Origin of the sequence: Streptosporangium sp. H16, assembly GCF_051918855.1 — a bacterium.
GTDB lineage: Bacteria > Actinomycetota > Actinomycetes > Streptosporangiales > Streptosporangiaceae > Streptosporangium.
The window spans coordinates 174633-199477 of the sequence record NZ_JBPXMD010000010.1 but is presented as its reverse complement, the minus strand read 5'-3'; the positions used below and the strand labels follow the sequence as shown (position 1 = coordinate 199477).

General features: G+C 71.7%; 20 protein-coding genes and 1 pseudogene. 9 read left to right on the top strand and 12 right to left on the bottom strand.

All coding sequences use genetic code 11. From position 1 onward, the window contains the following. Positions 1–280 precede the first annotated feature (280 nt). Positions 281–1063: a neutral zinc metallopeptidase gene (locus tag ACTOQ2_RS19120; protein WP_440100987.1), complete on the bottom strand. Its 783-nt coding sequence runs from the start codon at positions 1061–1063 to the stop codon at positions 281–283. A gap of 143 nt (positions 1064–1206) precedes the next feature. Continuing rightward, positions 1207–2052: a neutral zinc metallopeptidase gene (locus ACTOQ2_RS19115; RefSeq protein WP_440100985.1), complete on the bottom strand. Its 846-nt coding sequence runs from the start codon at positions 2050–2052 to the stop codon at positions 1207–1209. 182 nt (positions 2053–2234) lie between these two features. Between ACTOQ2_RS19115 and dxs the strand changes: the two genes are divergently transcribed. Then, complete coding sequence (gene dxs / locus ACTOQ2_RS19110; RefSeq protein ID WP_440100982.1) at positions 2235–4154, top strand: 1-deoxy-D-xylulose-5-phosphate synthase; 1920 nt, start codon at positions 2235–2237, stop codon at positions 4152–4154. Here the strand turns inward: dxs and ACTOQ2_RS19105 are convergent. After that, positions 4099–4761, bottom strand: coding sequence for a DedA family protein (locus tag ACTOQ2_RS19105; protein WP_440100981.1), 663 nt, complete (start codon positions 4759–4761; stop codon positions 4099–4101). The genes dxs and ACTOQ2_RS19105 overlap by 56 nt on opposite strands. Positions 4762–4894: 133 nt before the next feature. Here ACTOQ2_RS19105 and ACTOQ2_RS19100 point away from each other — a divergent pair, with 133 nt between their 5' ends. Beyond that, positions 4895–6355: an amino acid permease gene (locus tag ACTOQ2_RS19100; protein ID WP_440100979.1), complete on the top strand. Its 1461-nt coding sequence runs from the start codon at positions 4895–4897 to the stop codon at positions 6353–6355. A gap of 57 nt (positions 6356–6412) precedes the next feature. Here the strand turns inward: ACTOQ2_RS19100 and ACTOQ2_RS19095 are convergent, their stop codons facing one another. Both ACTOQ2_RS19095 and ACTOQ2_RS19090 read right to left on the bottom strand, forming a co-directional pair. After that, positions 6413–8515: a 3-hydroxyacyl-CoA dehydrogenase NAD-binding domain-containing protein gene (locus tag ACTOQ2_RS19095; protein ID WP_440100977.1), complete on the bottom strand. Its 2103-nt coding sequence runs from the start codon at positions 8513–8515 to the stop codon at positions 6413–6415. Beyond that, positions 8512–9711 carry a thiolase family protein gene (locus ACTOQ2_RS19090; protein ID WP_362681159.1) on the bottom strand — a complete coding sequence of 400 codons (1200 nt, stop codon included), beginning with the start codon at positions 9709–9711 and terminating at the stop codon, positions 8512–8514. The genes ACTOQ2_RS19095 and ACTOQ2_RS19090 overlap by 4 nt, the downstream gene beginning before the upstream one ends. Before the next feature lie 203 nt (positions 9712–9914). On the opposite strand from ACTOQ2_RS19090, the gene ACTOQ2_RS19085 reads away from it, so the two are divergent. Then, positions 9915–10907, top strand: coding sequence for a LacI family DNA-binding transcriptional regulator (locus ACTOQ2_RS19085; RefSeq protein ID WP_440100975.1), 993 nt, complete (start codon positions 9915–9917; stop codon positions 10905–10907). 239 nt (positions 10908–11146) lie between these two features. On the opposite strand, the gene ACTOQ2_RS19080 is transcribed toward ACTOQ2_RS19085, so the two are convergent. The 4 genes from ACTOQ2_RS19080 to ACTOQ2_RS19065 form a co-directional block, all read right to left on the bottom strand. Further along, positions 11147–11893 (bottom strand): hypothetical protein, encoded by a 747-nt coding sequence (locus ACTOQ2_RS19080; RefSeq protein WP_440100973.1) that lies wholly within the window; start codon positions 11891–11893, stop codon positions 11147–11149. Positions 11894–12020: 127 nt separating this feature from the next. Beyond that, positions 12021–12866: a sugar phosphate isomerase/epimerase family protein gene (locus tag ACTOQ2_RS19075; RefSeq protein ID WP_440100971.1), complete on the bottom strand. Its 846-nt coding sequence runs from the start codon at positions 12864–12866 to the stop codon at positions 12021–12023. Further along, complete coding sequence (locus ACTOQ2_RS19070; protein WP_440100969.1) at positions 12863–14002, bottom strand: dihydrodipicolinate synthase family protein; 1140 nt, start codon at positions 14000–14002, stop codon at positions 12863–12865. The genes ACTOQ2_RS19075 and ACTOQ2_RS19070 overlap by 4 nt, the downstream gene beginning before the upstream one ends. Further along, on the bottom strand, positions 14002–15144 hold the full coding sequence (locus ACTOQ2_RS19065; RefSeq protein ID WP_440100967.1) for a Gfo/Idh/MocA family protein: 1143 nt from the start codon (positions 15142–15144) through the stop codon (positions 14002–14004). Before ACTOQ2_RS19065 ends, ACTOQ2_RS19070 begins: the two co-directional genes overlap by 1 nt. Before the next feature lie 214 nt (positions 15145–15358). Between ACTOQ2_RS19065 and ACTOQ2_RS19060 the strand changes: the two genes are divergently transcribed. From ACTOQ2_RS19060 to ACTOQ2_RS19045, 4 genes are all read left to right on the top strand, one after another. Further along, on the top strand, positions 15359–15925 hold the full coding sequence (locus ACTOQ2_RS19060; protein WP_440100965.1) for a PadR family transcriptional regulator: 567 nt from the start codon (positions 15359–15361) through the stop codon (positions 15923–15925). Between the two features lie 202 nt (positions 15926–16127). Further along, on the top strand, positions 16128–16847 hold the full coding sequence (locus tag ACTOQ2_RS19055) for a VOC family protein (protein ID WP_440100963.1): 720 nt from the start codon (positions 16128–16130) through the stop codon (positions 16845–16847). 265 nt (positions 16848–17112) lie between these two features. Beyond that, positions 17113–17745, top strand: a complete 633-nt coding sequence (locus ACTOQ2_RS19050; protein ID WP_440100961.1) for an HNH endonuclease family protein — start codon at positions 17113–17115, stop codon at positions 17743–17745. A gap of 211 nt (positions 17746–17956) precedes the next feature. Then, positions 17957–18442: an ATP-binding protein gene (locus ACTOQ2_RS19045; RefSeq protein WP_440100959.1), complete on the top strand. Its 486-nt coding sequence runs from the start codon at positions 17957–17959 to the stop codon at positions 18440–18442. Positions 18443–18565: 123 nt separating this feature from the next. On the opposite strand, the gene ACTOQ2_RS19040 is transcribed toward ACTOQ2_RS19045, so the two are convergent. Beyond that, positions 18566–19792 (bottom strand): HRDC domain-containing protein, encoded by a 1227-nt coding sequence (locus ACTOQ2_RS19040; RefSeq protein ID WP_440100957.1) that lies wholly within the window; start codon positions 19790–19792, stop codon positions 18566–18568. After that, complete coding sequence (locus tag ACTOQ2_RS19035) at positions 19789–20385, bottom strand: DUF3000 domain-containing protein (protein WP_362681124.1); 597 nt, start codon at positions 20383–20385, stop codon at positions 19789–19791. Before ACTOQ2_RS19035 ends, ACTOQ2_RS19040 begins: the two co-directional genes overlap by 4 nt. A 699-nt stretch (positions 20386–21084) precedes the next feature. On the opposite strand from ACTOQ2_RS19035, the gene hemE reads away from it, so the two are divergent. Further along, the gene (hemE, locus tag ACTOQ2_RS19030; RefSeq protein WP_440100955.1) at positions 21085–22122 is read left to right on the top strand and encodes a uroporphyrinogen decarboxylase; all 1038 of its coding nucleotides are present in this window, start codon (positions 21085–21087) and stop codon (positions 22120–22122) included. Positions 22123–22199: 77 nt separating this feature from the next. Here the strand turns inward: hemE and ACTOQ2_RS19025 are convergent, their stop codons facing one another. Next, positions 22200–23279: a DUF4349 domain-containing protein gene (locus ACTOQ2_RS19025; protein ID WP_440100953.1), complete on the bottom strand. Its 1080-nt coding sequence runs from the start codon at positions 23277–23279 to the stop codon at positions 22200–22202. A 136-nt stretch (positions 23280–23415) separates the two neighbouring features. On the opposite strand from ACTOQ2_RS19025, the pseudogene hemG reads away from it, so the two are divergent. After that, positions 23416–24843, top strand: a pseudogene (gene hemG / locus ACTOQ2_RS19020) (protoporphyrinogen oxidase); the annotation flags it as partial. Positions 24844–24845 lie beyond the last annotated feature (2 nt).

Genomic DNA, 24845 nt, shown 5'->3' with positions numbered 1-24845 from the left:
TCTTTCTCCTTGCCGTCGACCAGCGGGGGGACCGAGCCTGGTTCCGTGGCGTGGACGGTGCTCACGGGGAGGGATGTTCAGTCAGCGTCGCCAGATTACCCAACGTCACGAAGCGGTCGCCACTCGTGTTCGCGTTTCGGGGGAGACCGCTCGCGCCGGGCGGGGATGAGTCCTGCACCCCTGGGGGGATGTGACTTACACCGGGTGGAAAGAACGACCACCCGTCGCGCGTCCGTGGGACGGCGGCGGGTGGTCGCGGGGGTCGGCGCGGTCGGGAGGGTCAGGCGACCCTGGACTTGGGGGCGGAGAAGGTGTTGCAGGCGCCGGGGGTCTCCTGCTGGAAGCCGCGGGTCACCCAGTAGGCGATGCTCTTGGTCGTACCGTGGCTGGCCGTGCTGTAGGCGGCGTTCAGGACGTACCTGAAGTCCGACTCGCGGCGGCCGAGGGAACGCCAGATGCTGCCGATGAAGGCGCCGCTCAGGCACTCGGCCTGGAGCTCGACCTTGCGCAGCTCGGGCAGGTACGCCTTGTCGTTCTTGTACTTCCGCTTGAAGACCGTGGGCAGGATCCCGGAGAGCTGCTGGACATGGTGACCGTACTCGTGGGCCAGGGTCTGCAGCAGGAACAGCTCGGTCGCCTGGGAGAGGATCCCCTTGTCGAGGTAGAAGGTGATCTTCTTGTTCAGCGAGCAGTAGACCGCCTGGGCGCCCTTGGGGAACTTGCCGCAGCCGGTCGGGACGCCGAGGCGCGTGGTGACCGCGAACCTGGGCTTGGAGAACGGCAGTTTCGCCTTGGAGAACTGGTACTCCCAGCCCTCGTTGAGGCAGTCCAGAGCGAAGCTGAGATAGGTCTCGGCGGTGTCCAGGTCGTCGTTGTAGACCGGCTGCTCAGGACAGGCATCCGGTTCGAGCTTGCCCGTCTTGTAGATCGGGTTGGCGGTCAGGGCGGCCTGGCCCGTGGGTACCGGCGCGAGTCGTCCGGTGGTGACCGCGGCGCCCGCCGTACCGGCGAGCAGGGTGCTCACGAGCACGCCGGAGAGCAGTGCGATAAGGGGGATGCGCATGATCCTCAACCCTAGGGGAGGTTAAAGCGGGGGGTAAAGCGGATATGCGGCCACGCTTGGAAAGCGCGGCCGCATATCGCGGTTTCGTGCCGGAAGTCGGGCGGCGTGAGGCGTGCCGGAGATCGGGCGACGGGTCGGGCGGCTCAGGCGACGCGGCCGGCCGGGGCCGTCCAGGTGTTGCAGCCGGACGGGGAGCCCGCGTTGAAGCCGCGCTCCATCCAGTAGGCCTGGCTGCGGCCCTTGCCGTGGTCGTTCTTGGGCCAGTTCTTGTGCCCGTTGGCGCTGACCCAGCTGACCATCGCCTCCCACTGCGCCTGCTCGACCGGCAGGTCGTCGGCGGCCTGGCGCAGGAAGGCGGAGGCCAGGCAGTCGGCCTGCAGTTCGAGGCGGCGGGAGAAGGCCAGCTTGGTGGACGAGGAGGCGCGCCAGATGCTGCGGCCGTAGTAGTCCATGATGCCCGCGAGGCGCTGCACGTGGTGGCCGTACTCGTGGGCGATGAACTGGGCGTGGTTGGCCGGGTGGGCGTTCTTCAGGACATCACGCGTGACACCGATGTAGATGGTGCGGTTGCTGGAGCAGTACAGCCCCCCGGCGCTGCTGGGCCACCGGCCGCAGGGGGTGTTCACCTTGGTGGTGGAGAAACGGAGCTTCGGGTGGGAGAACCCCAGGTTGGTCTTCCTGAACTGGGTCTTCCAGGCAAGGTTCAGGCAGCGGATGAGCTTGGTCACGAAGGTCCGGTAGGAGGCCGCGCTCCCCGCGCGGATCTGTCCGGCCTGGCAGCGCATGGTGGGCAGGGTGCCGGTGCGGTAAAGGGGACTGGCCGTCGCGGCGGCCCGGCCGCGCGGGGGTGCCTGCTCCTTGACGGAGGCGGCGGAGCTGGAGGGGGTGGTCGTACCCGACGTCGTCCCGGTGACCGGCGCGACCTGCTGCGAGGCGGAGGGCGCGATGGTCCGTGAGGCGGACGCGCCGGCCGGGGCCAGGCCCGTCACCAGCGCAAACGTCAACGAGGCGGCAACAAGAGATGATAGTTGCCTATAGGGGAGAGTTTTCATGGTGGGGCAAAGGTTATTGCAAGTGTGGATAAAACGTGCAGAATCACCGCTCTCGGGGGTTGCGTCCTCCATCGCAACTAGACTCGTCGTGACGTTGACTGGACAGAGAGGATGATTCCGTGAGCGAGCGGACCGGGCAGCCTGGAAATCTTCTGGAGTCGGTCAAGGGGCCAGGAGACCTCAAGCGCTTGGCGGTGGACGAGCTACCGGTCCTCGCCGCCGAGATCAGGGATCTCCTGATCTCCTCCACCGCCCGCAGCGGCGGCCACCTCGGTCCCAACCTCGGCGTCGTCGAGCTGACGATCGCGATGCACCGGGTCTTCGACTCGCCACGCGACCCCATCCTGTGGGACACCGGTCACCAGGCCTACGTCCACAAGATGCTCACCGGCCGGGCCGGGCAGTTCGACACGCTCCGCCAGGAGGGCGGCCTGTCGGGTTATCCGAGCCAGACCGAGTCCGAGCACGACATCATCGAGAACTCCCACGCCTCGACCGCGCTGTCGTACGCCGACGGCCTGGCCAAGGCGTACAGGCTGCGCGGCGAGGCCGACCGCACGGTCGTCGCGGTGATCGGGGACGGGGCGCTCACCGGCGGCATGGCCTGGGAGGCGCTCAACAACATCGCGGCGCGCAAGGACCTGCCGCTGATCATCGTGGTCAACGACAACGGCCGCTCCTACTCGCCGACCATCGGCGGGCTCGCCTCCCACCTGGCCTCCCTGCGCACGAACCAGCGCTACGAGGACGTGCTCGACTTCGTCAAGGGCAACCTGACCAAGGTCCCGGTGGTCGGCGCCCCCGTCTACGACGCCCTGCACGGCGTCAAGAAGGGCCTCAAGGACGTCCTGGCCCCGCAGGTCATGTTCGAGGACCTCGGCCTGAAGTACATCGGGCTGGTCGACGGCCACGACGAGCAGGCCGTGGAGTCCGCGCTGCGCAGGGCCCGCGACTTCCGCCGCCCCGTCATCGTGCACGTGCTCACCAAGAAGGGCTTCGGCTACTCCCCGGCGGAGAACCACGACGAGGACTGCTTCCACTCACCGGGCGTCTTCGACCCGCTGACCGGTGAGGAGAAGCCGAAGCCGCACGGCTGGACCAACGTCTTCGGCCAGGAGATGGTGCGCCTGGGCGCCGAGCGGCGCGACATCGTGGCGATCACCGCCGCGATGCTCGGCCCCACCGGCCTGATCCCGTTCTCCGAGGCCTACCCCGACCGCCTCTACGACGTCGGCATCGCCGAGCAGCACGCTCTGACCAGTGCCGCCGGCCTGGCGCTCGGCGGCCTGCACCCGGTGGTGGCCGTCTACGCCACCTTCCTCAACCGGGCCTTCGATCAGCTCCTGATGGACGTCGCCCTGCACCGGCTCCCCGTCACGGTCGTGCTCGACCGGGCGGGCGTCACCGGCGACGACGGCGCCAGCCACAACGGCATGTGGGACCTGTCGATCCTGCAGGTCGTCCCCGGCCTGTCGGTCGCCGTCCCCCGCGACGAGCCCCGCCTGCGCGAGCTGCTGGCCGAGGCCGTGGAGATCGACGACGGCCCGACCGTCCTGCGCTACCCCAAGGGAGCGGTGACCGCCGAGATCGAGGCGGTCGGCCGTCTCGGCGAGATGGACGTGCTGCGCGCGGGCGATCCCGACGTGCTGCTCGTGGCCGTGGGGCCGATGGCCGGACTGTGCCTGGAGGCCGCCGACCTGCTCGACGCCCAGGGCATCTCCGCCACGGTAGTGGACCCGCGCTGGGTCAAGCCCCTGGACGAGGCCCTGGTGTCGGCCGCCCGCGCCCACAAGCTGGTCGTGGTGGTCGAGGACAACGGCCGGGTGGGCGCGGTCGGCGACGCGGTGGCCCGCATGCTGCGCGACGCCGACGTGGACGTCCCGATCCGCACCTACGGCATCCCGCAGCGCTTCCTCGACCACGCCAAGCGCCCGAAGATCCTCGGCGAGATCGGCCTGACCTCGCAGGACATCGCCCGCCAGATCACCGAGGCGATCGCGAAGCGCTCCCCGGCCCTGGAGAACCACCCGGCCCGCTGACGGCGTCTCCGGCGCCCGCCCCCTCCCGGGGCGGGCGGGCGCGGTGGTTGATCACGAGGAGGCCCGCGACCACGACGGCCATGCACGCGAAGATCGGCACCAGCAGGTGCTGGTTCTGGCGCAGGGCCTGGCCCGCCAGGGCGCCCAGCGACAGGTAGACGGTCACCCAGACCGCGCCGCCCGCCAGGGCCCAGCGGACGAGGCGCGTGTACGGCACGCTCGACGCCCCGGCGACGACCGGGGTGAGCGAGCCGACCACGGGCAGGAAGCAGGCGGCCGCCAGGGCCGGGCCGCCGCCCGTACCCGTACCCGTGGCCAGTCGCTCGGCCCGCGACCAGCGCCGCTCGCCGATCCGGCGCCCGGCCCCGCCGTGGCGCAGCCGCGACCCGTACCGGCGGCCGACGAGCCAGCCGCCGGTCGCGTACAGGACACACCCGGCGCACCCGGCGAGCGCCACCACCGCGACGTCCCAGGGATCCGCCAGCGTCGCCCCCGCCACGAGGATCGCCGCGACACCGGGGATCAGCGATCCGGCGAACGCCAGCACCGCGAGGAGTACCGAACCGACCAGGTACGGAGACGACGACTGCAGCATGTCCAGGAGCATGCCCCCAGGATCGCCGCCGCGAGCGGCGGGCCGCATCGGGGACCTCCCCCCAAACAACCCCGAGTTCGCCGTTCGGCCGCCGATCGGCTGGGCATGTGACCTGAAACACAGTGCCGGCGGCCGAGGAGGGACCATGAGTGTCTTGCGCGTCAAGTCGGTGGAGCAGTCGATCTCGGATACCGAGGCACCGGAACACCGGCTGCGCAAGGACCTCAGCGCGCTGGACCTCACCGTCTTCGGCATCGGCGTCGTCATCGGCACCGGCATCTTCGTGCTCACCGGCCGGGTCGCCAGGGAGACGGCCGGACCCGCGGTCGCCCTGTCCTTCGTGGCCGCGGGCGTCGTCTGCGCGCTGGCGGCGCTCTGCTACGCCGAGTTCGCCTCCACCGTCCCGGCGGCCGGGTCCGCCTACACCTTCGCCTTCGCCACCCTCGGTGAGTTCCCCGCCTGGATCATCGGCTGGGACCTGATGCTGGAGATGATGCTCGGCGCCGCGGTCGTCGCGGTCGGCTGGTCGGGATACCTGACCTCGCTGCTGGCGTCCCTGGGCATGACGCTGCCCGGCGCGATCGCGGGGGAGGGGGCGGCGTTCAACCTGCCCGCCGCGCTGATCGTGCTGATCCTCACCGCCGTCCTGGTCGTCGGGATCAAGCTGTCGTCCCGGTTCAACCTGGTCATCGTCACGATCAAGCTCGCGGTCATCCTGCTGGTCATCGTCGCCGGGCTGTTCTTCGTCAGGGCCGCCAACTACTCCCCGTTCATCCCGCCGTCGAAGCCGACCCCCGCGGTGGAGGGGCTGTCCGCGCCGCTGATCCAGGTGCTGTTCGGGATCACCCCGGTCGCGTTCGGGGTGCTGGGCATCTTCAGCGCCGCGGCCATCGTGTTCTTCGCCTACATCGGCTTCGACGTGGTCGCCACCGCCGCCGAGGAGACGCGCAACCCGCAGCGGGACCTGCCCATCGGCATCCTGGCCTCGCTCGGCATCTGCACGGTGCTCTACGTCGCGGTCTCCCTGGTCGTCGTGGGCATGCAGCCCTACGGTCAGCTCAGCGAGGCGGCGCCGCTGGCCGACGCATTCAAGGCGGTCGGCCAGACCTGGGCCGCGTCACTGATCAGCATCGGGGCCCTGGCCGGCCTGACGACGGTCGTGATGATCCTCATGATGGGCATGTCGCGGGTGATGTTCGCCATGTGCCGCGACAACCTGCTGCCGCGCGGGCTGGCCAAGGTGCACCCCAAGTACCGGACCCCGTACCTCATCACCATCATGATGGGCCTCGTCGTCGCGGCCCTGGCCGGGCTGGTGCCGCTGTCCACCATCGCCGAGCTGGTCAACATCGGCACGCTCTTCGCGTTCGTGGTGGTCTCGATCGCGGTGATCATCCTCCGCCGCACCCGCCCCGACCTGCCGCGTTCCTTCCGCACCCCGCTGGTGCCGCTGGTGCCGATCCTGTCGGTGCTCGCCTGCCTCTACCTGATGCTCAACCTCCCGGTGGAGACCTGGCTCAGGTTCGTGGCGTGGATGCTCCTCGGGGTCCTGATCTACTTCGGGTACGGCTACCGGCACAGCCGGCTGTCGGAACACTCCCGGTGACCGCCGTACGGCTCCCCCGCCGCGGGAGGGAGGGGGAGCCGTACGGGGGACGGACCGTCAGGCGGGGACCGAGGCCACGCCCGGCGGCAGGAAGCGCGGCTCGGCGATGCCCGTCCGGTCGAGGTAGGGGGTGACGCCGCCCAGGTGGAACGGCCAGCCCGCGCCGAGGATCATGCACAGGTCGATGTCCTGGGGGGCCGAGACCACGCCCTCCTGGAGCATGAGGCGGATCTCCTCGGCCAGCGCCCGCAGCGCCCGCAGCCGCACCTCCTCCGCCGTCGACGGGGAGGTGCCGCCGGTGAAGAGGGCCACCGCCTCGGGGTCCAGCGAGAAGTCCGGCGCGTAGACGCCCGGCTTGCCCGCCGCGACCAGCCGGGCGAGGTTCTCCGACACCCCGTAGCGGGCCGGGAAGGCCTCGTGCATCGTCTCGGCGACGTGCAGCGCCACGGCGGGGCCGACGAGCTGCATCAGCGCGAACGGGGTCATCGGCAGGCCGAGCCCGTCCAGCGCGTGGTCGGCGACCTCCAGCGGGGTGCCCTCGTCAACGGCGCCGATGACCTCGCCCATGAAGCGCGTCAGCAGGCGGTTGACCACGAACGCGGGCGCGTCCTTGACCAGCACCGACGACTTCTTCAGCGACCGCCCGACGGAGAAGGCCGTGGCGAGCGTCGCGTCGTCGGTCTCCGCCCCCCGCACGATCTCCAGCAGCGGCATCACCGCGACCGGGTTGAAGAAGTGGAAGCCCACCACGCGCTCGGGGTGGCGCAGCCCCGAGGCCATCTCGGTCAGCGACAGCGAGGAGGTGTTCGTGGCCAGCACGCACTCGGCGGAGACGACCTCCTCCACCTCGGCGAACACCTTCCGCTTGACCTTCATGTCCTCGAACACGGCCTCGATGACGAAGTCGGCGTCGGCGAACGCGTCTTTGGTCAGCGAGCCGGTCACCAGGGCCTTGAGCCGGTTGGCCTGGTCGGCGGAGACGCGCCCCTTGCCGAGCAGCTTGTCCACCTCGGCGTGGACGTAGCCCACGCCCTTGTCCAGCCGGGCCTGGTCCAGGTCGGTCAGCACGACCGGGACCTCCAGGCGGCGGGCGAACAGCAGAGCCATCTGCGAGGCCATCAGGCCCGCGCCGACGACGCCGACCTTGGTCACCTTGCGGGCCAGCGCCTTGTCGGGGGCGCCCGCGGGCTTCTTGGCCCGCCGCTGTACCAGGTCGAAGGAGTACAGGCCGGCGCGGAGCTCGTCGCCCATGAGGAGGTCGGCCAGGGCCTGGTCCTCGGCGTCGAAGCCCTCGTCGCGCGAGGCGGTGCGGGCCAGCTCGACCAGCTCCAGCGCCCGGTAGGGGGCCGGGGAGGCGCCGTGCAGCCTCATGTCGAGCAGGAAGCGCGCGTCGGCGACCGTCTTGGCCCAGTCGTCCCCGCTGTGGTCGGTACGGGAGACCGTCACGTCACCGCGCAGCACCTGGGCGGCCCAGCGCAGCGACTCCTCCAGGAAGTCGGCGGGCTCGAACATCGCGTCGGCGACACCGAGCGCGAACGCCTCCCTGCCCTTGATCATGCGGTTCTGCGAGAGCGGGTTCTCGACGATCAGCTTGACGGCCGCGGCCGGGCCGATCAGGCGGGGCAGCAGCTGGGTGCCGCCCCAGCCGGGGACCAGGCCGAGGAAGCACTCGGGCAGCGCCACGGCGGGCACCCCGGAGGAGATGGTCCGGTACGTGCAGTGCAGCGCGACCTCCAGGCCGCCGCCCATCGCCGCGCCGTTGACGAAGGCGAACGAGGGCACGTCCAGCTCGCCGAGGCGGCGGAACACGTCGTGCCCCAGCTTGCCGATCCGCAGCGCCTGCTCCCGCTCGGTGACCAGCGCGGCCCCCTTGAGGTCGGCGCCGACGGCGAAGACGAACGGCTTGCCGACGACGCCCACCGCCGCCAGGTCGCTTCGCCCGGCGACCGCGTCCAGGGCCTCGCCCAGCGAGGTCAGCCCGCCGGGGCCGAACGTCGACGGCTTGGTGTGGTCGAAACCGTTGTCCAGCGTGATCAGGGCCATGGTGCCCGCCCCGTACGGCAGTTCCACGTCGCGGACGGCCGCCCGGGTGACGACCTCGTCGGCGAAGAGCTCCGCGATGTCGGTGGTGCCCGCGCTGCCAGTCTTGGTGTCCGTCACTTCTCGCCCTCCCAGCCGAGGTTCTCCCAGATGACCGTTCCGCCCATGCCCAGGCCCACGCACATCGTGGTCACGCCGTAGCGGACGTCGGGGCGCTCGCCGAACTCGCGGGCGAGCTGCGTCATCAGGCGCACCCCGGAGGAGGCCAGCGGGTGGCCGAAGGCGATGGCGCCGCCGTAGGGGTTGACCCGGGGGTCGTCGTCGGCGATGCCGAAGTGCTCCAGGAACGCCAGCACCTGCACGGCGAACGCCTCGTTGATCTCGAACAGCCCCATGTCGGAGATGGAGAGCCCGGCCAGGCGCAGCGCCCGCTCGGTGGACGGGATCGGCCCGACGCCCATCACCTCGGGGTCCACGCCCGCGAAGGCGTACGAGACCAGACGCATCTTCGGCGCCAGGCCGAGCTCCTCCGCGACGTCGGCGGCGGCCACGACACAGCCGGTGGCGCCGTCGTTGATCCCGGAGGCGTTGCCCGCGGTGACCCGGCCGTGCGGGCGGAACGGGGTCTTCAGCCCGGCGAGGCCCTCCAGCGTGGTGCCCGGGCGGGGCGCCTCGTCGGCGGTAGCCAGCCCCCAGCCCTTCTCCGCGGACCTGATCGCCGTCGGGACCAGGTCCGGCTGGATCCTGCCGTCGGCGTACGCCTTGGCGACCTTCTCCTGGGAGGCGAGGGCGAAGGCGTCCGCGCGGTCCTTCGTGATGGAGGGGTAGCGGTCGTGGAGGTTCTCGGCGGTCATGCCCATGACGAGGGCGGAGCCGTCCACGAGCTGCTCGGCCAGGAAGCGGGGGTTGGGGTCGACGCCCTCGCCCATGGGGTGGCGGCCCATGTGCTCGACGCCGCCGGCGATGGCGACGTCGTAGGCGCCGAAGGCGATGCCGCCGGCGACCGAGGTCACCGCGGTCATCGCGCCCGCGCACATGCGGTCGATCGAGTAGCCGGGCACGGTCTTGGGCAGGCCGGCCAGGATCGCGGCGGAGCGGCCCAGGGTCAGGCCCTGGTCGCCGATCTGCGTGGTGGCCGCGATGGCCACCTCGTCGACGCGCTCGGGAGGCAGATTCGGGTTACGCCGGATCAGCTCGCGGATGACGCGGATCACCAGGTCGTCGGCGCGCGTCTCGGCGTACAGGCCCTTGGGGCCCGACCTGCCGAATGGTGTGCGCACACCGTCGACGAATACGACGTCACGAGACGAAGGCACGGGGTTCGCTCCTCGTTGCTGGATGGCTTCCCCACCATGCTACTCGTCAGTAACAACGCTTGGCGCGGCCGGGCGCGCGCGAGGTGGGTAAGTTGTCCCCAAGGGTGTGCGGGCTTACGGCCCCACCTCGCGGGCCGTGTCCCGGGATGCGGGGCGGGGGTAACTCTGGCAGACTTTGGAAAACGCTTTCCGGGAGGTTGTCGGTGGTCACGCTTGAGGATGTCGCCCGGCAGGCGGGCGTCTCGCTCGCCACGGCGTCGCGGGTGCTCAACGGCAGCACCCGGCAGGTGGGCGCCTCCCTGCGGGCCAAGGTGGAACTGGCCGCCGCCGAGCTGGGGTACCGCACCAACGTGGCCGCGCAGACCCTCGCCAGGGGGGCCAGCAACGTGATCGGCCTGGTCGTCCACGACCTCACCGACCCCTACTTCGCCGCGATCGCCGACGGGGCCATGCGGGTCGCCGAGAGCCAGGGGCTCATGGTCATGATCGGCACGACCCACCGCGACCCCCAGCGGGAGATCGCCTACGTCTCGACGCTCAACGCCCAGCGGGTCCGCGCCGTGCTGCTCGTCGGCTCCCGGGTCACCGACCCGGAGACGACCCGGCGGCTCCGGACGGAACTCGACCACTACCGGGAGTCCGGAGGCCGGGTCGCCTGCGTGGGCCAGAACCTGCTCGGCGTCGACACGGTGGTGCCGGACAACCGCCTGGGCGCCGCCGAACTGGCCCGCGCCCTCGCCGGGCTGGGGCACCGCAACTTCGCGATCCTCGCCGGGCCGGACTGGCTGATCGCGCCCAGGGACAGGGTGGAGGGGTTCACCGGCGCGCTGGAGGAGCTCGGCCTGCCCGCGCCGCGCGTCCTGAACGGCTCCTTCGACCGGGAGGGCGGCTACGCGGCGGCCACCCAGGTGTCGGGGGTCACGTGCGTCTTCGCCGTCAACGACGTGATGGCGGTGGGCGCCCTGGCCGCCTTCAGGGACCGGGGCATCCGGGTTCCCGAGGACGTCTCCGTGGCGGGCTTCGACGACATCTTCACCCTGCGCGACCTGGTTCCCTCGCTGTCCACCGTACGGCTGCCGCTCGCCGCCATGGGCGGCCGCGCGCTGGAGCTGGCCCTCGACCCTTCCGAGGAGTCCAGGGCCGAGATCGTGACCGGCGAGGTGATCCTCCGGGAGAGCACCCGCGGCCTGGGGTGACACGCCTCCGTCCAGGGAAGCCGGTCCGCCGCCCGTCACGGCGAGCCGGATCCGGTGGCCCGGCCGCCACGGGGTCGTCATGAGAGGCCTGATGTGGGGTCCGGCCGCCACGGGGTCGTCATGAGAGGCCGGAGGCGGTGAGGCCGGCACGACGATCGGCCCGGACACCTTCCGGGGTGTCCGGGCCGATCGTGTCGTAGGGGAAGGCGGGGGCCGGGAAGAGAGGGGAGTGGCGGGGGTCAGCGCATGCCGGGAACGGGGTTTCCCTGTTCGTTGACCGGCGGGACCATGATCTGGCCGCGCAGCCAGCGAATCGTCCTGATGACCCCGTCGCCGTAGCCGGGGGAGTGCTGGCGTCCCCGGCCGAGCTGCCGGGACACGTCCTCGGCCGCGCTCTCCTCCATGCCGAGGTTGAGGCCGGTCGGTCCGTGGATGGGGCGAGGCGTGTTACGGACCGGGGACTTCCTGCGCGTGCCGAGAACCCACTCGCATACGGCGATGGTGCCCGCGCACCATTCCTTCTCCCACTCGCCCGCCGCGTTGGGCCGGCCTTCGGCGGCCAGCTCGGCGATCCTGGCGATCTCGGCCTCGGTGCGCAGGATCACACCGCGCCCGCCGACCAGGTGTCCCCAGCCCTCCGAGGACTTACGGCCGGGAATGGGCAGGCCGTCCTTGGCGCCGATCAACCAGTTCAGGGTGCTGATGACCCCGTCGGCCGGCACGACCCGGCCCTCGCGCGGAACCCGCTCGGCGGCGTCGATCTCGGCGCGTGCCTCGGCGAGGGTGGGCGGGGATCCCGAGGAGGGGCGGCCGCTGATCGGCGCCTGCTCCCGCTTGCCCAGGGCCCAGAGAATTGCCTCTCCCTGACCGGAGGGGGCCGAGTCGGGGTTGGCCGCCTCCCACTCCCGGATCGCTTCCAGTACGGCCATCACATGTTCCGGCGGCCGCTGTACGGCGGGGCTGGCTTCGCTTTCTGCGGTCGTCATACCCCTACCGTACGAGTACCTGCCATGTCACTCCAACGTGAAGCGGTAATCCGGGCCCTGCCAACGTGTTTTCCCGCGTGTTGGAACGGTCCCCCGCCCCCGGAACGCCGTGGCGGGGGACCGCGTGTCAATCGCCGACGAACTCGGCGAAGGCGGCCTTCACCCTGGACAGGATCCCGTCGGGGTCGGCGGCCCACACGTCCGCGTTGAAGATCTCCACTTCGACGTCCCCTGTGTAGCCCGCCTCGGCCACCGCCCGGGTCAGCGGCGCGAAGTCGATCACCCCGTCGCCCATCACCCCCCGGCCGAGCAGCACGTCGGCGGGGAGCGGCGACAGGAAGTCGCACACCTGGTAGCTCGCGATCCGGCCCGAGGCTCTGGCGATCTCCTCCAGCACCCGCGGGTCCCACCACACGTGGAAGGTGTCGACGACGACGCCCACCTGCTCGGCGGGGTGCGCCTCGGCCAGGTCGAGCGCCTGGCCGAGCGTGGACAGCACGGCCCGGTCGGCGCAGTACATCGGGTGCAGCGGTTCGAGGGCGAGCCGCACGCCGCGCTCGCCCGCATACGGGGCCAGCACGGCCAGCGCCTCGGCGACCCGCTCCCGCGCGGCGGGCAGGTCGCGGGAGATCGTGCCCAGCGGCTCGCCGGGCACCACGCCGGGCAGGCCGCCGACCACCATGACCAGGCAGGCGGCGCCCAGCGCCGCGGCCTCGTCGATCGCCCTGCGGTTGTCGTCCAGGGCCTCCGGCCCGCCGGAGGTGAGGAACCCGCCCCGGCACAGCGACGACACCCGCAGCCCGGCGTCCGCGACGAGCTTGACGGTCTGCTCCAGACCCTGCGCGGCGACGTCCTGCCGCCACAGGCCGATGGCCTCGACGCCGTGCCGCACGCACCCGTCGACGGCCTCGGCCACCGACCACCGCTTCGTGGTCCACTGGTTCAGCGAGAACCGGCTCGTGCGCGCTCTCACAGGCCGTTCACCGCCAGCAGGGAGCGCATCCGGGAGACCGCCAGCTCGGGGTCGGCCAGCAGCCCGGCCCCGTCGGCCAGGCGGAACACCTCGGCCAGGTGGGGCAGGGAACGGGCCGCCTGGGCGCCGTTGACCATGGCGAAGGCGTCCTGGTGGCCGTTGAGCCACGCCAGGAAGACGATGCCCGTCTTGTAGTTGTACGTCGGGGCCTCGAAGATCTTCCGCGAGAGCGGGACCGTGGGCTCCATGATCTCGTCGTACCGTCCGAGGTCGCCCGCGTCGAGCGCCTCCAGGGCCGCCGCGGACGCGGGGGCGATCGCGTCGAAGATGCCCAGCAGGGCGTGGCTGCCCGACTTGATGAGCGAGGGGTAGTTGAAGTCGTCGCCGGTGTAGAGCCGCACGCCCTCGGGCAGCGCCGCGCGCAGCCCGATCTCGTGCTCGGCGTCCAGCAGCGAGACCTTGACCCCGTCCACCTTCGCCGCGTGGTCGCGGATCAGGGACAGGAACGACGCGGTGGCCTCGGGCACGTCCCGCGAGCCCCAGTAGCCCGCCAGGTTCGGGTCGAACATCTCGCCCAGCCAGTGCAGGATCACCGGCCGGTCGACCCGGGAGAACAGCTCGCCGTAGACCCGGTGGTAGTCCTCCGGGCCCCGCGCGATCGCGGCCAGCTGACGGCTCGCCATCACGATGACCCCGGCGCCCGCGTCCCGCACGGTCTCGATCTGCTCGGTGTAGGCCGCCACGACCTCGTCCAGGGTCCGGGCGTGCGGGGCCTGGTCGGTGCCCGCGCCGCAGGCCACCAGCTCCGCCGGGTCGCCGAAGGCCTTCGCCTCGGTGGCGCTGCGCCGGATCAGCTCGCGGGTGGCCGCCCAGTCGAGACCCATGTTGCGCTGCGCGGTGTCCATGGCGTCGGCGACCCGCAGCCCGTACGACCACAGGTGGTGCCGGAAGCGCAGGGTGGCGTCCCAGTCGACGGTGGCCGGGGAGCCGGGGGTGTTGTCGCCGAGCGGGTCGGCGACCACGTGGGCGGCGGCGTAGACGACGCGGCTCACCGCCGGGCCCGCGGGCCTGGTCCAGGTGACCCGCTCGCGCAGGGTGTGCTCCCCGCCGGGCAGCGCGATCCTCAGGGCGGTCATCAGGGCTCCACCGGCAGGCGGCGGCCCTCGGCGGAGGAGCGCAGGCCCAGCTCGGCGAGGCGGACGCCGCGCGCGCCCGAGGCGAAGTCATAGGGGAAGGGCGCGTCCTCGACCACGTGGCGGACGAACAGCTCCCACTGGATCTTGAAGCCGTTGTCGAACTCCGCGTTGTCGGGCACCTCCTGCCAGCCGTCCCTGAAGCGGGCGGTGGCGGGCAGGTCGGGGTTCCAGACCGGTTTGGGGGTGGTGGCGCGGTGCTGGATCCGGCAGTCGCGCAGGCCCGCGACGGCGCTGCCGTGCGTGCCGTCCACCTGGAACTCCACCAGCTCGTCGCGGTTCACCCTGACGCTCCAGGAGGAGTTGATCTGCGCGATGATCCCGCCCTCCAGCTCGAACACCCCGTAGGCGGCGTCGTCGGCGGTGGCCCGGTAGCTCTCGCCCCGCTCGTCCACCCGCTCGGGGATGTGGGTGACGGCCTGGGCGTAGACCGAGGTGACCCGGCCGAACAGGTTCTCCAGCACGTACGCCCAGTGCGGGAACATGTCGAGGACGATGCCGCCGCCGTCCTCGGTGCGGTAGTTCCACGACGGGCGCTGCGCGTCCTGCCAGTCGCCCTCGAACACCCAGTAGCCGAACTCGCCGCGCACCGACAGGATCCGGCCGAAGAAGCCGCCGTCGATCAGGCGCTTGAGCTTGAGCAGGCCCGGCAGGAAGAGCTTGTCCTGCACGACGCCGTTCTTCACGCCCCTCGCGGTCGCGGCCTCGGCCAGCGCCAGCGCGTCCCCGTACGTCTCGGCGGTCGGCTTCTCCGCGTAGATGTGCTTGCCCGCCTCGATCGCCGCGAGCACGGCCTTCACCCGGGCCTGGGTGACCTGGGCGTCGAAGTAGATCAGGTTGGCGTCGTCCGCGAGGGCGGTGTCGAGGTCGGTGGTCCAGTCCGCGATGCCGTGCCCGCTCGCCAGCCTCTCCAGTTTCTCCGCGCTCCGGCCCACCAGCACCGGCCTGAGTAGAACCCTCCCGCCGTCCGACAGCGTCACGCCGCCCTGCTCGTTGATCGCCAGGACCGATCGGACCAGGTGCTGGCGGTAGCCCATGCGGCCCGTGACACCGTTCATCACGACGCCGATGCTTTGCGGGGACATCTTTTCTCCGACCTCCGATTGGAAAGCGCTTTCCTTTCCACGGTACGGCAGCCGTCCCGCCTGCTGCAAGCGCCGGGGGAAAGGAGGAGTGGGCTGGAGGGCGTCCGCGAGGGCGGCGGACGGGCCGCGCCGGCGGCCGGTCCGAGGGTGGCGTGCGCTCCTCGCCCTCCCGGCGGCGCGGGACCGGTAAGCTCCGGTCACCGATTGTTCGAAGATGGGGGCTGGGGTGTCGGCCATCCGGCTGCTGGTGCTCGGGGCCGTCCGCGAACGCGGCCGGGCGCACGGTTACCAGGTGCGCGGAGATCTGGAGAGCTGGGGCGCGCACGAGTGGTCCACGGCCAAGCCCGGCTCGATCTACCACGCGCTCAGGCAGATGGCCAAGCAGGGGCTGCTGCGCGCCCACGAGATGGCGCCGAGCGCCGCGGGCGGACCGCCGCGCGTGGAGTACGAGCTCACCGACGCGGGTGACGCGGAGTTCCTGGACATGCTGCGCAAGGCCCTGGCCAGGCACGACCAGAAGATCGACGAGCTGACGGCCGGGGTGGGTTTCCTCACCTGCCTGCCCAGGGAAGAGGTGGTCGCGCTGCTGAAGGAGCGGCTGGCGGCACTCGACGGCTGGCGGGCGGAGGTCGCCCGCCACTGGACGTCCGACGACGCCGACTCCCGGGACTGGGAGCCGATCGCCGAGATCATGCGCCTGTGGACGCACTTCTCCGGCAGCGGCGCCGAGTGGACCCGCGGCCTGATCGAACGCCTGGAAAGAGGCGCACACACCTCCTGAGGGAGGCCGCGTCGCGCCGTCGGCTCCCACGAGGCCACCGGCCCGCCCCTGGCGCGGGTGGCCGGCGCGGCCGGCCACGGATCCTCGTTCGCCGGGGTTCCCGCGCGGATACACGACAATTCGGAGAGCGCCGCCGTTCATTCGCCGATACCCTCGAATCCGGCAATAGTACAATTTGACTAGTGTTCATCCGGAGAGTGACATGGCCAACGAGACGACCGTGCCGGCACTGCCCTGCCGATCGATCGACGAGATCGAGGAGTTCTACACCGCGCTGGGTTTCACGAGGACCTATCACCAGGTTCGCCCGAACCCGTACCTCGCCCTACGGCGGGAGGACATCCATCTGCACTTCTTCACCATCCCGGGCTTCAACCCGGAAGACTCCTACGGCACCTGCATCATCACCGTCCCCGATACCGGAGCTCTCTTCAGCGCCTTCGCCGAGGGCATGCGATCCGCGTACGGCAAGCTCCTGATCTCCGGGATCCCCCGGATGACCAGGCCCAGGAAACGGAAGAACGCCGACAACCTCGCCGGGTTCACGATCGTCGACCCGGGAGGGAACTGGATCCGGATCTTCCCCTCGGCCGCGGCCGCGGACCGGGAGGAGCCTCCGGCGGGCAGGCTCGCCACGGCGGTGCGGAACGCCGTCGTCATGGGCGACTCCCACGGCGACCACCGGCAGGCCGCCAAGATTCTCGACGGCGCGCTGGCGCGAGCCGGGGACGCGCCGAACGCGGACCTCGTCGAAGCGCTCGTCTACCGCGCGGAGATGGCCCTGGCGCTCTCCGACCGCGAGCGGGCGGGCGAGCTGCTGGCCCGCGTCCGCGCGATCCCCCTGGACGCCGCGGAGCGGGAACGGCTGGCCGACTCGCTGGCCGGCGCCGACGACATCGAGGCGGTCCTGTCGGCCGGTTGAGCCTCGCGAGGATTACGGCGTTCACCAGATCTTCATGCCGCGTTGGCAGGGGAAGGGGAGGTCCGCGCCTTTCCGCGCGCGGTGTCGTCGCAGATCAAACACATCCGATCATGGACCGAGGCAGTATCCGACCAAGCGCGCCCTGACTCGTCGTCAAACCATGACATTTCAGCATTTGTCATGAGTTGAGACGTTCCGTCTGTCGTCCTCTCGCCGTGCCCAGACCCCCCGACTGGCCGAGGTGGAACGACAGAAGGGGCCACTCGTGAAACGAGTCGTCACCGGGGTTTCCGCTGCCCTCACGGCAATTCTCCTCACCGTCTCCCTGACGACGGGGACGGCGTCGGCGACCCCGCCGAACATCCCCTCGGCGTCCACCGCCGCCAGCAGGCTGGCGACGCTCACCGTCGCCCCGGAGACCAACCAGTCCTCCTACGACCGGTCGTTGTTCAACCACTGGATCACCATCAGCGGCGCCTGCAACACCCGCGAGACGGTGCTCAAGAGGGACGGTACGGGAGTGGTCGTCAACTCCAGCTGCGTGCCCACCTCCGGCAGCTGGTACTCCCCGTTCGACGGCGCCACCTGGACCGCCGCGAGCGACGTCGACATCGACCACATGGTGCCGCTCGCCGAGGCGTGGCGCTCGGGCGCCTACGCCTGGACCAGCGCGCAGCGCCAGGCCTACGCCAACGACCTGGGCGGTCCCGAGCTGTGGGCGGTCACCGACAACGTCAACCAGGCCAAGGGCGACCAGGACCCCTCGACGTGGCAGCCGCCGCTGGGAGGCTTCGACTGCACCTACGCCAGGGCGTGGATCCAGGTGAAGTACTACTGGAAGCTGACGCTGCAGAGCTCGGAGAAGAGCGCCCTGCAGGGCATGCTCGCGACCTGCTGAGCGTCTCGTCCCCCTGGTCAGGGGACGAGGTGCCCGCCGTCGTCCCCGCGGGGCGAATGTCCCGGGTTCTTCGCCGGTCGCGTGAAAAGCGCGCGGAAGCGCGTACCCGCGCGTGTCGAGCCGGACACGAAGGGTAGTCGTTCTTTGAAGGATTCCCGCGAGGGCGGATGTGACGACGGCGATTCGTGCGACCAGGTGGAGGGCTTCGGGCATGGAGACGGGAAAGCTCGCGGAGGTATTTCTGGACAGTGCCTACGAATCGGTCGGGCGGGCGCGCCGCGAGACGCGCGAGGCCCTCGGCCCGGACCACGTCCTGCTGCCGGACGTGGTCCAGGTGGTCTCGGAACTGCTGGCGAACGCCGTGGAGCACGCCGACCGCGGGCTGGTGGGCGACCTGATCGGCCTGACGCTGACCGCCACCCTCGACTCCGTCCACGTCGAGGTCTCCGATCCCGGCTCCGCCTCCCGTGCCCCGTACATCCCGCGGGACCTGCCTCCCGGTGCCGGGCGCGGGCGCGGCCTGTTCATCGTCGACCGGCTCTCCGGCGGGCGCTGGGGGACCCGCGAGCACGGCCCGGGGCTGGGCCGGACGGTGTGGTGCGCCGTTCCCTACGTGCGGCCGGAGCCGCTCGCGGCGGAGGAGGACGAGGTGGAGCGGTTCTCGTCGTGGACCCTCTCGGCGGCCTGCCGGAACTGAGCCGGAGCGTTCCCACAGGCCGGGGAGCCAGGCCGGGGAGCCAGGTCGGGGAAGCCGGGCCGGAGCGGGCCAGGCCCGCCCGGGTCCCGGAAGCAGTGATCTACTTTGTAAAGGGCGGGGGCCTCACGCCTGTCCCTTGATCTCCAGGCGGAGTAGCGCCTTGGCGATCGGATGGGCGGTCAGCCCGATCTGCCACTCGCGGGCGCCCAGCTCGCGCAGCCGGGCGATCACGGCCTCGTCGTCGATGACCGGGGGAGGCTCCCAGGTCAGCCGGCGTACCGCGTCGGGCTGGATCAGGTTCTCCGCGGGCATGTGGTGCTCGTCGGCGAGCGCGGCCACCACGGCCCTGGCGGCGGCCAGCCGGCGGGCGGCCACCGGGTCGCGGTCCATCCACCGGTTGGCCGGCGGCGGTCCGTCGCCGGGGGTGCTGGGCTGCGGCAGCTCCGCCTCGGGCAGCGAGCGGGCGGTGCCGATCGCGGTCAGCCAGTCGCGCAGGTGCCGCCGGGCGCTGCGGCCGGTGAACGGGGGGATGTCGGTGAGCGCCTTGGTGGTGCGGGGCAGCTCCAGCGCGGCCGTGACGATCGCCGAGTCGGGCAGGACCCGCCCGGGGGCGACGTCGGACTCGCGGGCGAGCCCGTCGCGCAGTGTCCACAGCTCCCGTACCACCGCCAGCCCGCGCAGCGAGCGGACCTTGTGGATCCCCGAGGTGCGCCGCCACGGGTCGGAGCGCGGGGCGGGGGCCTTGTGCGCGAGCACGGCGGCGAACTCCTCACGCGCCCACGCCAGCTTGCCGCTGGAGACCAGCTCCTCATGCAGGACGTCGCGGAGCTCGATCAGCACCTCGACGTCGAGCGCGGCGTAGCGCAGCCAGTCCTCCGGCAGCGGGCGGGTGGACCAGTCCGCGGCCGAGTGGCCCTTCTCCAGTCTGAATCCGAGGACGTTCTCCACCATGAGGCCGAGCCCGACCCGCTCGTAGCCGAGCAACCGGCCGGCCAGCTCGGTGTCGAACAGCTCGCGCGGGTGGAAGCCCACCTCGGCCAGGCACGGCAGGTCCTGGGAGGCGGCGTGCAGCACGATCTCCGCGTCGGCCAGCGCCGCGTCGAGCCCCGACAGGTCGGGGCAGCGGATGGGGTCGATCAGGGCGCTGCCCGCGCCGGCCCGGCGCAGCTGGACCAGGTAGGCGCGGCCGCTGTAGCGGTAGCCGGAGGCGCGCTCGGCGTCGACGGCGACGGGGCCGGTGCCCTCGGCGAAGGCGCGCACCACGCGTGCGAGAGCGGCCGGGTCCTCGATGACGGGTGGGATTCCCTCGCGAGGTTCCAGCAGCGGGACTACGGTCGTCTCATCGGTCACGTTCTGAAGGGCTCCGGATCTTCGCGACGGCGCGGCGGCAGCGCCGCCACGTCGGGTGGCAGGGGTGGTATGCCCGCGGCAAGGCACATCAGGTCGCACCAGGCGGCGACATGGCCGGAGAGGTCCTCCTGCAGCGGCGACCAGGACGCGCGCAGCTCCAGCTCGGTGGTCACCGGGTCCTCGGCCTTGTTGCCGAAGCCCTCGGAGACCGCCCGGGTGACGGTGCCTCCGGCGGCTGCGTAGCCGGCGTCGTGCGCGTCGAGCGACTCGGTGAGCCAGCTCCACGCGACGGGGCCGAGCAGCGGGTCCTCGGTGATCTCCGGCTCCATGTCGGCCCGCACGTAGGCGACGAGCCGGAACTGGCCGTCCCAGCCGCGCTGGCCGTCGGGGTCGAAGAGCACGATGAGGCGGCCGACGGCGAGCTCGTCGTCGTCGCGGTACACCGACGCGCCGATCGCGGCCGAGTAGGGGGCCAGGCGCTGCGGGGCCGGGATGTCCTCCAGCTCGATCTCCGGCCTGACCTCCGCGGGGCGCATGCTCGCCACCGCGCGCCTGAAGGCGGCGGGAGCGGGCGGCGCGTCACCGACGGTCATATCGGAAGCGTAGGTCGAAACTGAGCGCATGGGGACCACTGGGGTGTGTGTAGGAGCCATTGGAGCCGATCAAGCCGCTGCCGGCGGCCTGCGGAGGGCGGGGACGACCCCGCCGATGGGAACTCCCAGAAAGAGCGCGCGACCGCGCGTGGCGCCGGCCCGTGCGGCGCGGGGCCGTTCCGGGCGCCCGTCTCGGCCGTGGTCGCCGGAGTGGGGTCGTGGTCGGGGAACCCGTCCGCGGGCGCAGGAGGCACGGTGCTCACCGCGATGTTCGGGTGAACTCCACATGGTGGACATCGCACGGGCCTTTCGTCGGGTCGTGGTCCGACGTTGGCACGTCGCGCCGACATTTCCGCGCAGCGTGCTCGGCGTGTCCCCAAAGTGGTGCGGGAATCGATGCCGCGCGGTGAGTTGGCGAACATTTGGACCAGCCGGGGGCCGGGCCAGGATCGCCGATGGGAGGAACTGTACCCGGAAACATGATCGCTTCGCTCCGTGCGACGGCACTTGTCGCGTACCAACATCGGATTTCAGTGGACGAAGCTCTCAAAACCGGTAAGACGCGATCATTGTCATCACTTGGTCGTGCCTGGGTGGTGTGAGGTGGGATCTCATTGAATGGTCGGTGATTTCGTATCGGTCTCACCGGTCGGCGGCCTTGGTGAGCCGACCGGTCCCCCGACATGGCACCCTGGTGGGGTGACTTCCGAGCCCGCCGACTCCGCTTTCCTGCGCGCCTGCCGCCGCCGGCCCGTCTCCCACACCCCGGTGTGGTTCATGCGCCAGGCAGGGCGCTCGCTGCCCGAGTACCGGGCGCTCCGCGAGGGGGTGCCGATGCTCACGGCCTGCGCCACCCCCGAGCTGGTCGTGGAGATCACGATGCAGCCGGTCCGCCGCTACGGCGTGGACGCGGCCATCCTCTTCAGCGACATCGTCGTGCCGCTCAAGGCGATCGGCGTCGACCTCGACATCAAGCCCGGTGTCGGGCCGGTGGTGGCCACGCCGATCAGGGACGCCGAGGCGGCCAGGGCGCTGCGCCCGATCGAGCCGGACGACGTCTCCTATGTCACCGAGGCCGTCCAGGCGCTGACGAAGGAGCTGGGCGCGACCCCCCTGATCGGTTTCGCGGGAGCGCCGTTCACGCTGGCGTCGTACCTCATCGAGGGTGGCCCCTCCAAGAACCACGACCACACCAAGGCCATGATGTACGGCGAGCCGGAGCTGTGGCACGCCCTCATGGACAGGCTGACCGAGATCACCCTGGGCTTCCTGCGCGTGCAGCTCGCCGCCGGGGCCTCCGCCGTCCAGCTCTTCGACTCCTGGGTGGGGGCGGTCTCGCCCAACGACTACCGAGAGTTCGTCCTCCCCTACACCAGCCGGATCTTCGCGGGCCTGGCCGGTCTGGACGTCCCGCGCATCCACTTCGGCGTCGGCACCGGCGAGCTGCTCGGCCTGCTCGGCGAGGCGGGGGCCGACGTCGTGGGCGTCGACTGGCGGGTCCCGCTCGACGAGGCCGCCCCGCGGGTCGGCCCTGGCAAGGCGCTGCAGGGCAACCTGGACCCGGCGATCCTGCTCGCCCCGTGGGAGGTCGTGGAGCGCCGCGCGGGCGACATCCTCGCCCGCGCGTCCAAGATCGAGGGTCACGTGTTCAACCTGGGGCACGGAGTGCTGCCCGGCACCGATCCCGGCCAGCTGGCCCGTCTCACCGACTTCGTCCACGAGGCCTCGGCCCGCTGACCGTCCCGCTCATCGAGGACCGCTCGCCAGGACCGCTCGCCGGGGTTCGTCCTCCCGGCCCCGTTCCCCGGAGGCGTTCACCCGGGGGTGTCGTTCCTTCGCGGGCTCATGGGGACGGGCCCCTCGTCGTCGTCCTCCACCCTGTCGTCGGCGTCGTCGCCGGCGACCTCCCTGTCCTCGACCGGCGCGGGGTCCGGGTCCGCCGGCGCGGGAGCGAGCGGCCTGTCGCCCCGCCCGCCGCGGCGCAGGCGCAGCAGGAAGGCCAGCACCAGCCAGACCAGGCCGATCAGGACCAGCCAGGGGAGCAGCACGCCCAGCAGCGTCAGGCCGATCTTGACGGCGGCGACGAAGGCGCTCCACCCCGTTTCCAGGCCGCCGAAGAAGCCGGACGGCTCGTCCTCCTCCTCCTGGACCACCGCCGCAGGGCCGACCAGGTTCAGCGTCAGCGTCGCCATGCTCGTCTGCGAGGCGAGGGTCCTCTGCCTGGCCTGCAGTGACTCCAGCTCGCTCTCGCGGTTGGAGACCTCCCGCTCCACGTCGAGCACCTCGCCGATGGTGTTGGCCCGCTTCAGCAGCGTGCGCAGCGAGTCGAGCGCGGCCTTGGCCGACTTCAGCCGGCTCTCCACGTCGGCCACCTGCTCGGTGACGTCCTTGGTGTTCTGCTGCAGCGACTCGCGAGTGCCCAGGTCCTTGCCCAGGCGGTCGAGCGTTCCCGGGTAGTTCCCCGGGGGGATCTTGAAGACCAGCGTCGCGGAGCCCTCGCCGTTGGAGTGGGCGTCCGACCTCTCCCTGGCCAGGTAGCCGCCCGCGGTGGTGACGATCTGCCTGGCGCGGTCCGCCGCGGCGGTGACGTCCTTGGCCCTCACCGTCATCTCCGCGGTGTAGACGATCGCCCGGTCCTCCGGGAACACCTTCACCTGGGCGGTGTTCTGGGAGTCGGACTTGGACGCCGGGGACACCGGGGACACCGGGGACGCGGAGGACGCGGCGGCCTCCCTGGCGGCCGACTCCCCCTCGGGAGCCCGCATGTCGGAGTCGGCGGCGGGTGCCGCGGCGCCGGACGTGCTTTGTAACTCGCCGCCACCGCAGGCGGACACCAACAGCGCCAGGCCCACCAGGGGGACCGCCAGGCGCGGGCCGTACCGGAATCTGCTCATGAACATCATGACGGCGGGCGCGGCGGAGGAGTTCGGCGAAGGGCAGTCACGATGGCGTCACGTTCTCCGCGCCGTCGGGTCACGGGGGCGCCGGGCGGGATGCGCGGGCGGGCGGGGGGACCGATACGGTCGGGTCATGGAAGGCAAGCGGAGGCATGTGGTGGTCGTCGGCGGCGGGATCGCCGGGCTGGCCGCCGCGTGGCACCTGCGGCGGCACGGCGAGCACCTCAGGGTGACCGTCCTCGACGGTGCCTCGCGGATCGGCGGCAAGCTTCACGCCACCGAGGTGGCGGGTGTCGCGATGGACGCGGGGGCCGAGGCGATGCTCGCCAGGCGGCCCGAGGGCAAGGAACTGGCCAGGATGGCCGGGCTGGGCGAGGAGCTGAGGCTCCCCGGCACCACCAAGGCGGGCATCCTGACCAGAGGCGTGCTGCGGCCCATGCCGGAGGGGCACGTCATGGGCGTCCCCTCCGACGTCCTCGCGCTGGCCAGGTCGGGCGTCCTGAGCCCGGCGGGCCTGGCCCGGGTGCCGCTGGACCACGTCCTGCCGGCCACGCGCGTCACCAACGACGTGTCGGTGGCGGCGTACATCCGGGCCAGGATGGGCGAGGAGGTGGTCGACCGGCTCGTCGAGCCGCTGCTCGGCGGCGTCTACGCGGGCAGGGCCGAGCGGCTCTCGCTGGACGCGACCATGCCGAGGATCGCCATCGCGGCCAGGTCCGAGCGGTCGCTGCTCACCGCGGCCAGGGAGATCGCCGCCGACGCCCCCAAGGACGCCGGGCCCGTCTTCACCACCCTGAGCCGGGGGATGGGCAGCCTGCCCGAGGCCGTCGCCGCCGCCTCGGGGGCCGAGATCAGGACCGGTGTCACGGTCAGGGAGCTGCGCAGGACCGAGGACGGCTGGCTGCTGGTCACCGGCCCCGTCCCCGCGCCGGAGACCGTCGAGGCCGACGCGGTGATCGTCGCCGTTCCGGCCCCCGCGGCGAGCCGCCTGCTCGCCGAGGAGGTGCCCCGGGCCGCCGCAGAACTGGCCAGGATCGAGTACGCCAGCATGGCCATCGTCACCCTGGCCTATCCGCGCGAGGCGTTCCCCAAACCGCCGACCGGCAGCGGCTACCTTGTCCCGGCCGTCGACGGGCGCCCGATCAAGGCCGCCACGTTCAGCTCGGTCAAGTGGCCGCACCTGGCGGAGAGCGACCCCAACCTGGTCCTGCTGCGCTGCTCGATCGGCAGGATCGGCGAGGAGGCCGTGCTCCAGCGCGAGGACGCGGAGCTGGTCGCGCTGGCGATGGCCGAGATGGTCGAGGTCATGGGCGTGCGCGGGCTGCCCCGCGACTCCCGGGTGACCCGCTGGGGAGGCTCCCTGCCGCAGTACGAGGTGGGCCACCTCGACCGGGTGGCCCGCATCCGGGCCGCCGCGGCCGACCAGCCGGGCCTGGCCCTGTGCGGTGCCGCCTACGACGGCCTCGGCATCCCCGCCTGCGTCGCCACCGCCCGCACTGCGGCGGCCCGGATTCTCGACCACCTGGACCCCACGGGAGAATGGCAGAACAGCACCGATTCGTT

Bases quoted from the DNA above. Each gene is read 5' to 3' on its own strand.
- ACTOQ2_RS19120 (WP_440100987.1), bottom strand. From the start codon at position 1,063: ATGCGCATCCCCCTTATCGCACTGCTCTCCGGCGTGCTCGTGAGCACC.
- ACTOQ2_RS19105 (WP_440100981.1), bottom strand. From the start codon at position 4,761: ATGCTCCTGGACATGCTGCAGTCGTCGTCTCCGTACCTGGTCGGTTCG.
- ACTOQ2_RS19100 (WP_440100979.1), top strand. From the start codon at position 4,895: ATGAGTGTCTTGCGCGTCAAGTCGGTGGAGCAGTCGATCTCGGATACC.
- ACTOQ2_RS19080 (WP_440100973.1), bottom strand. From the start codon at position 11,893: ATGACGACCGCAGAAAGCGAAGCCAGCCCCGCCGTACAGCGGCCGCCG.
- ACTOQ2_RS19070 (WP_440100969.1), bottom strand. From the start codon at position 14,002: ATGACCGCCCTGAGGATCGCGCTGCCCGGCGGGGAGCACACCCTGCGC.
- ACTOQ2_RS19065 (WP_440100967.1), bottom strand. From the start codon at position 15,144: ATGTCCCCGCAAAGCATCGGCGTCGTGATGAACGGTGTCACGGGCCGC.
- ACTOQ2_RS19060 (WP_440100965.1), top strand. From the start codon at position 15,359: ATGGGGGCTGGGGTGTCGGCCATCCGGCTGCTGGTGCTCGGGGCCGTC.
- ACTOQ2_RS19055 (WP_440100963.1), top strand. From the start codon at position 16,128: ATGGCCAACGAGACGACCGTGCCGGCACTGCCCTGCCGATCGATCGAC.
- ACTOQ2_RS19045 (WP_440100959.1), top strand. From the start codon at position 17,957: ATGGAGACGGGAAAGCTCGCGGAGGTATTTCTGGACAGTGCCTACGAA.
- ACTOQ2_RS19035 (WP_362681124.1), bottom strand. From the start codon at position 20,385: ATGACCGTCGGTGACGCGCCGCCCGCTCCCGCCGCCTTCAGGCGCGCG.
- ACTOQ2_RS19025 (WP_440100953.1), bottom strand. From the start codon at position 23,279: ATGAGCAGATTCCGGTACGGCCCGCGCCTGGCGGTCCCCCTGGTGGGC.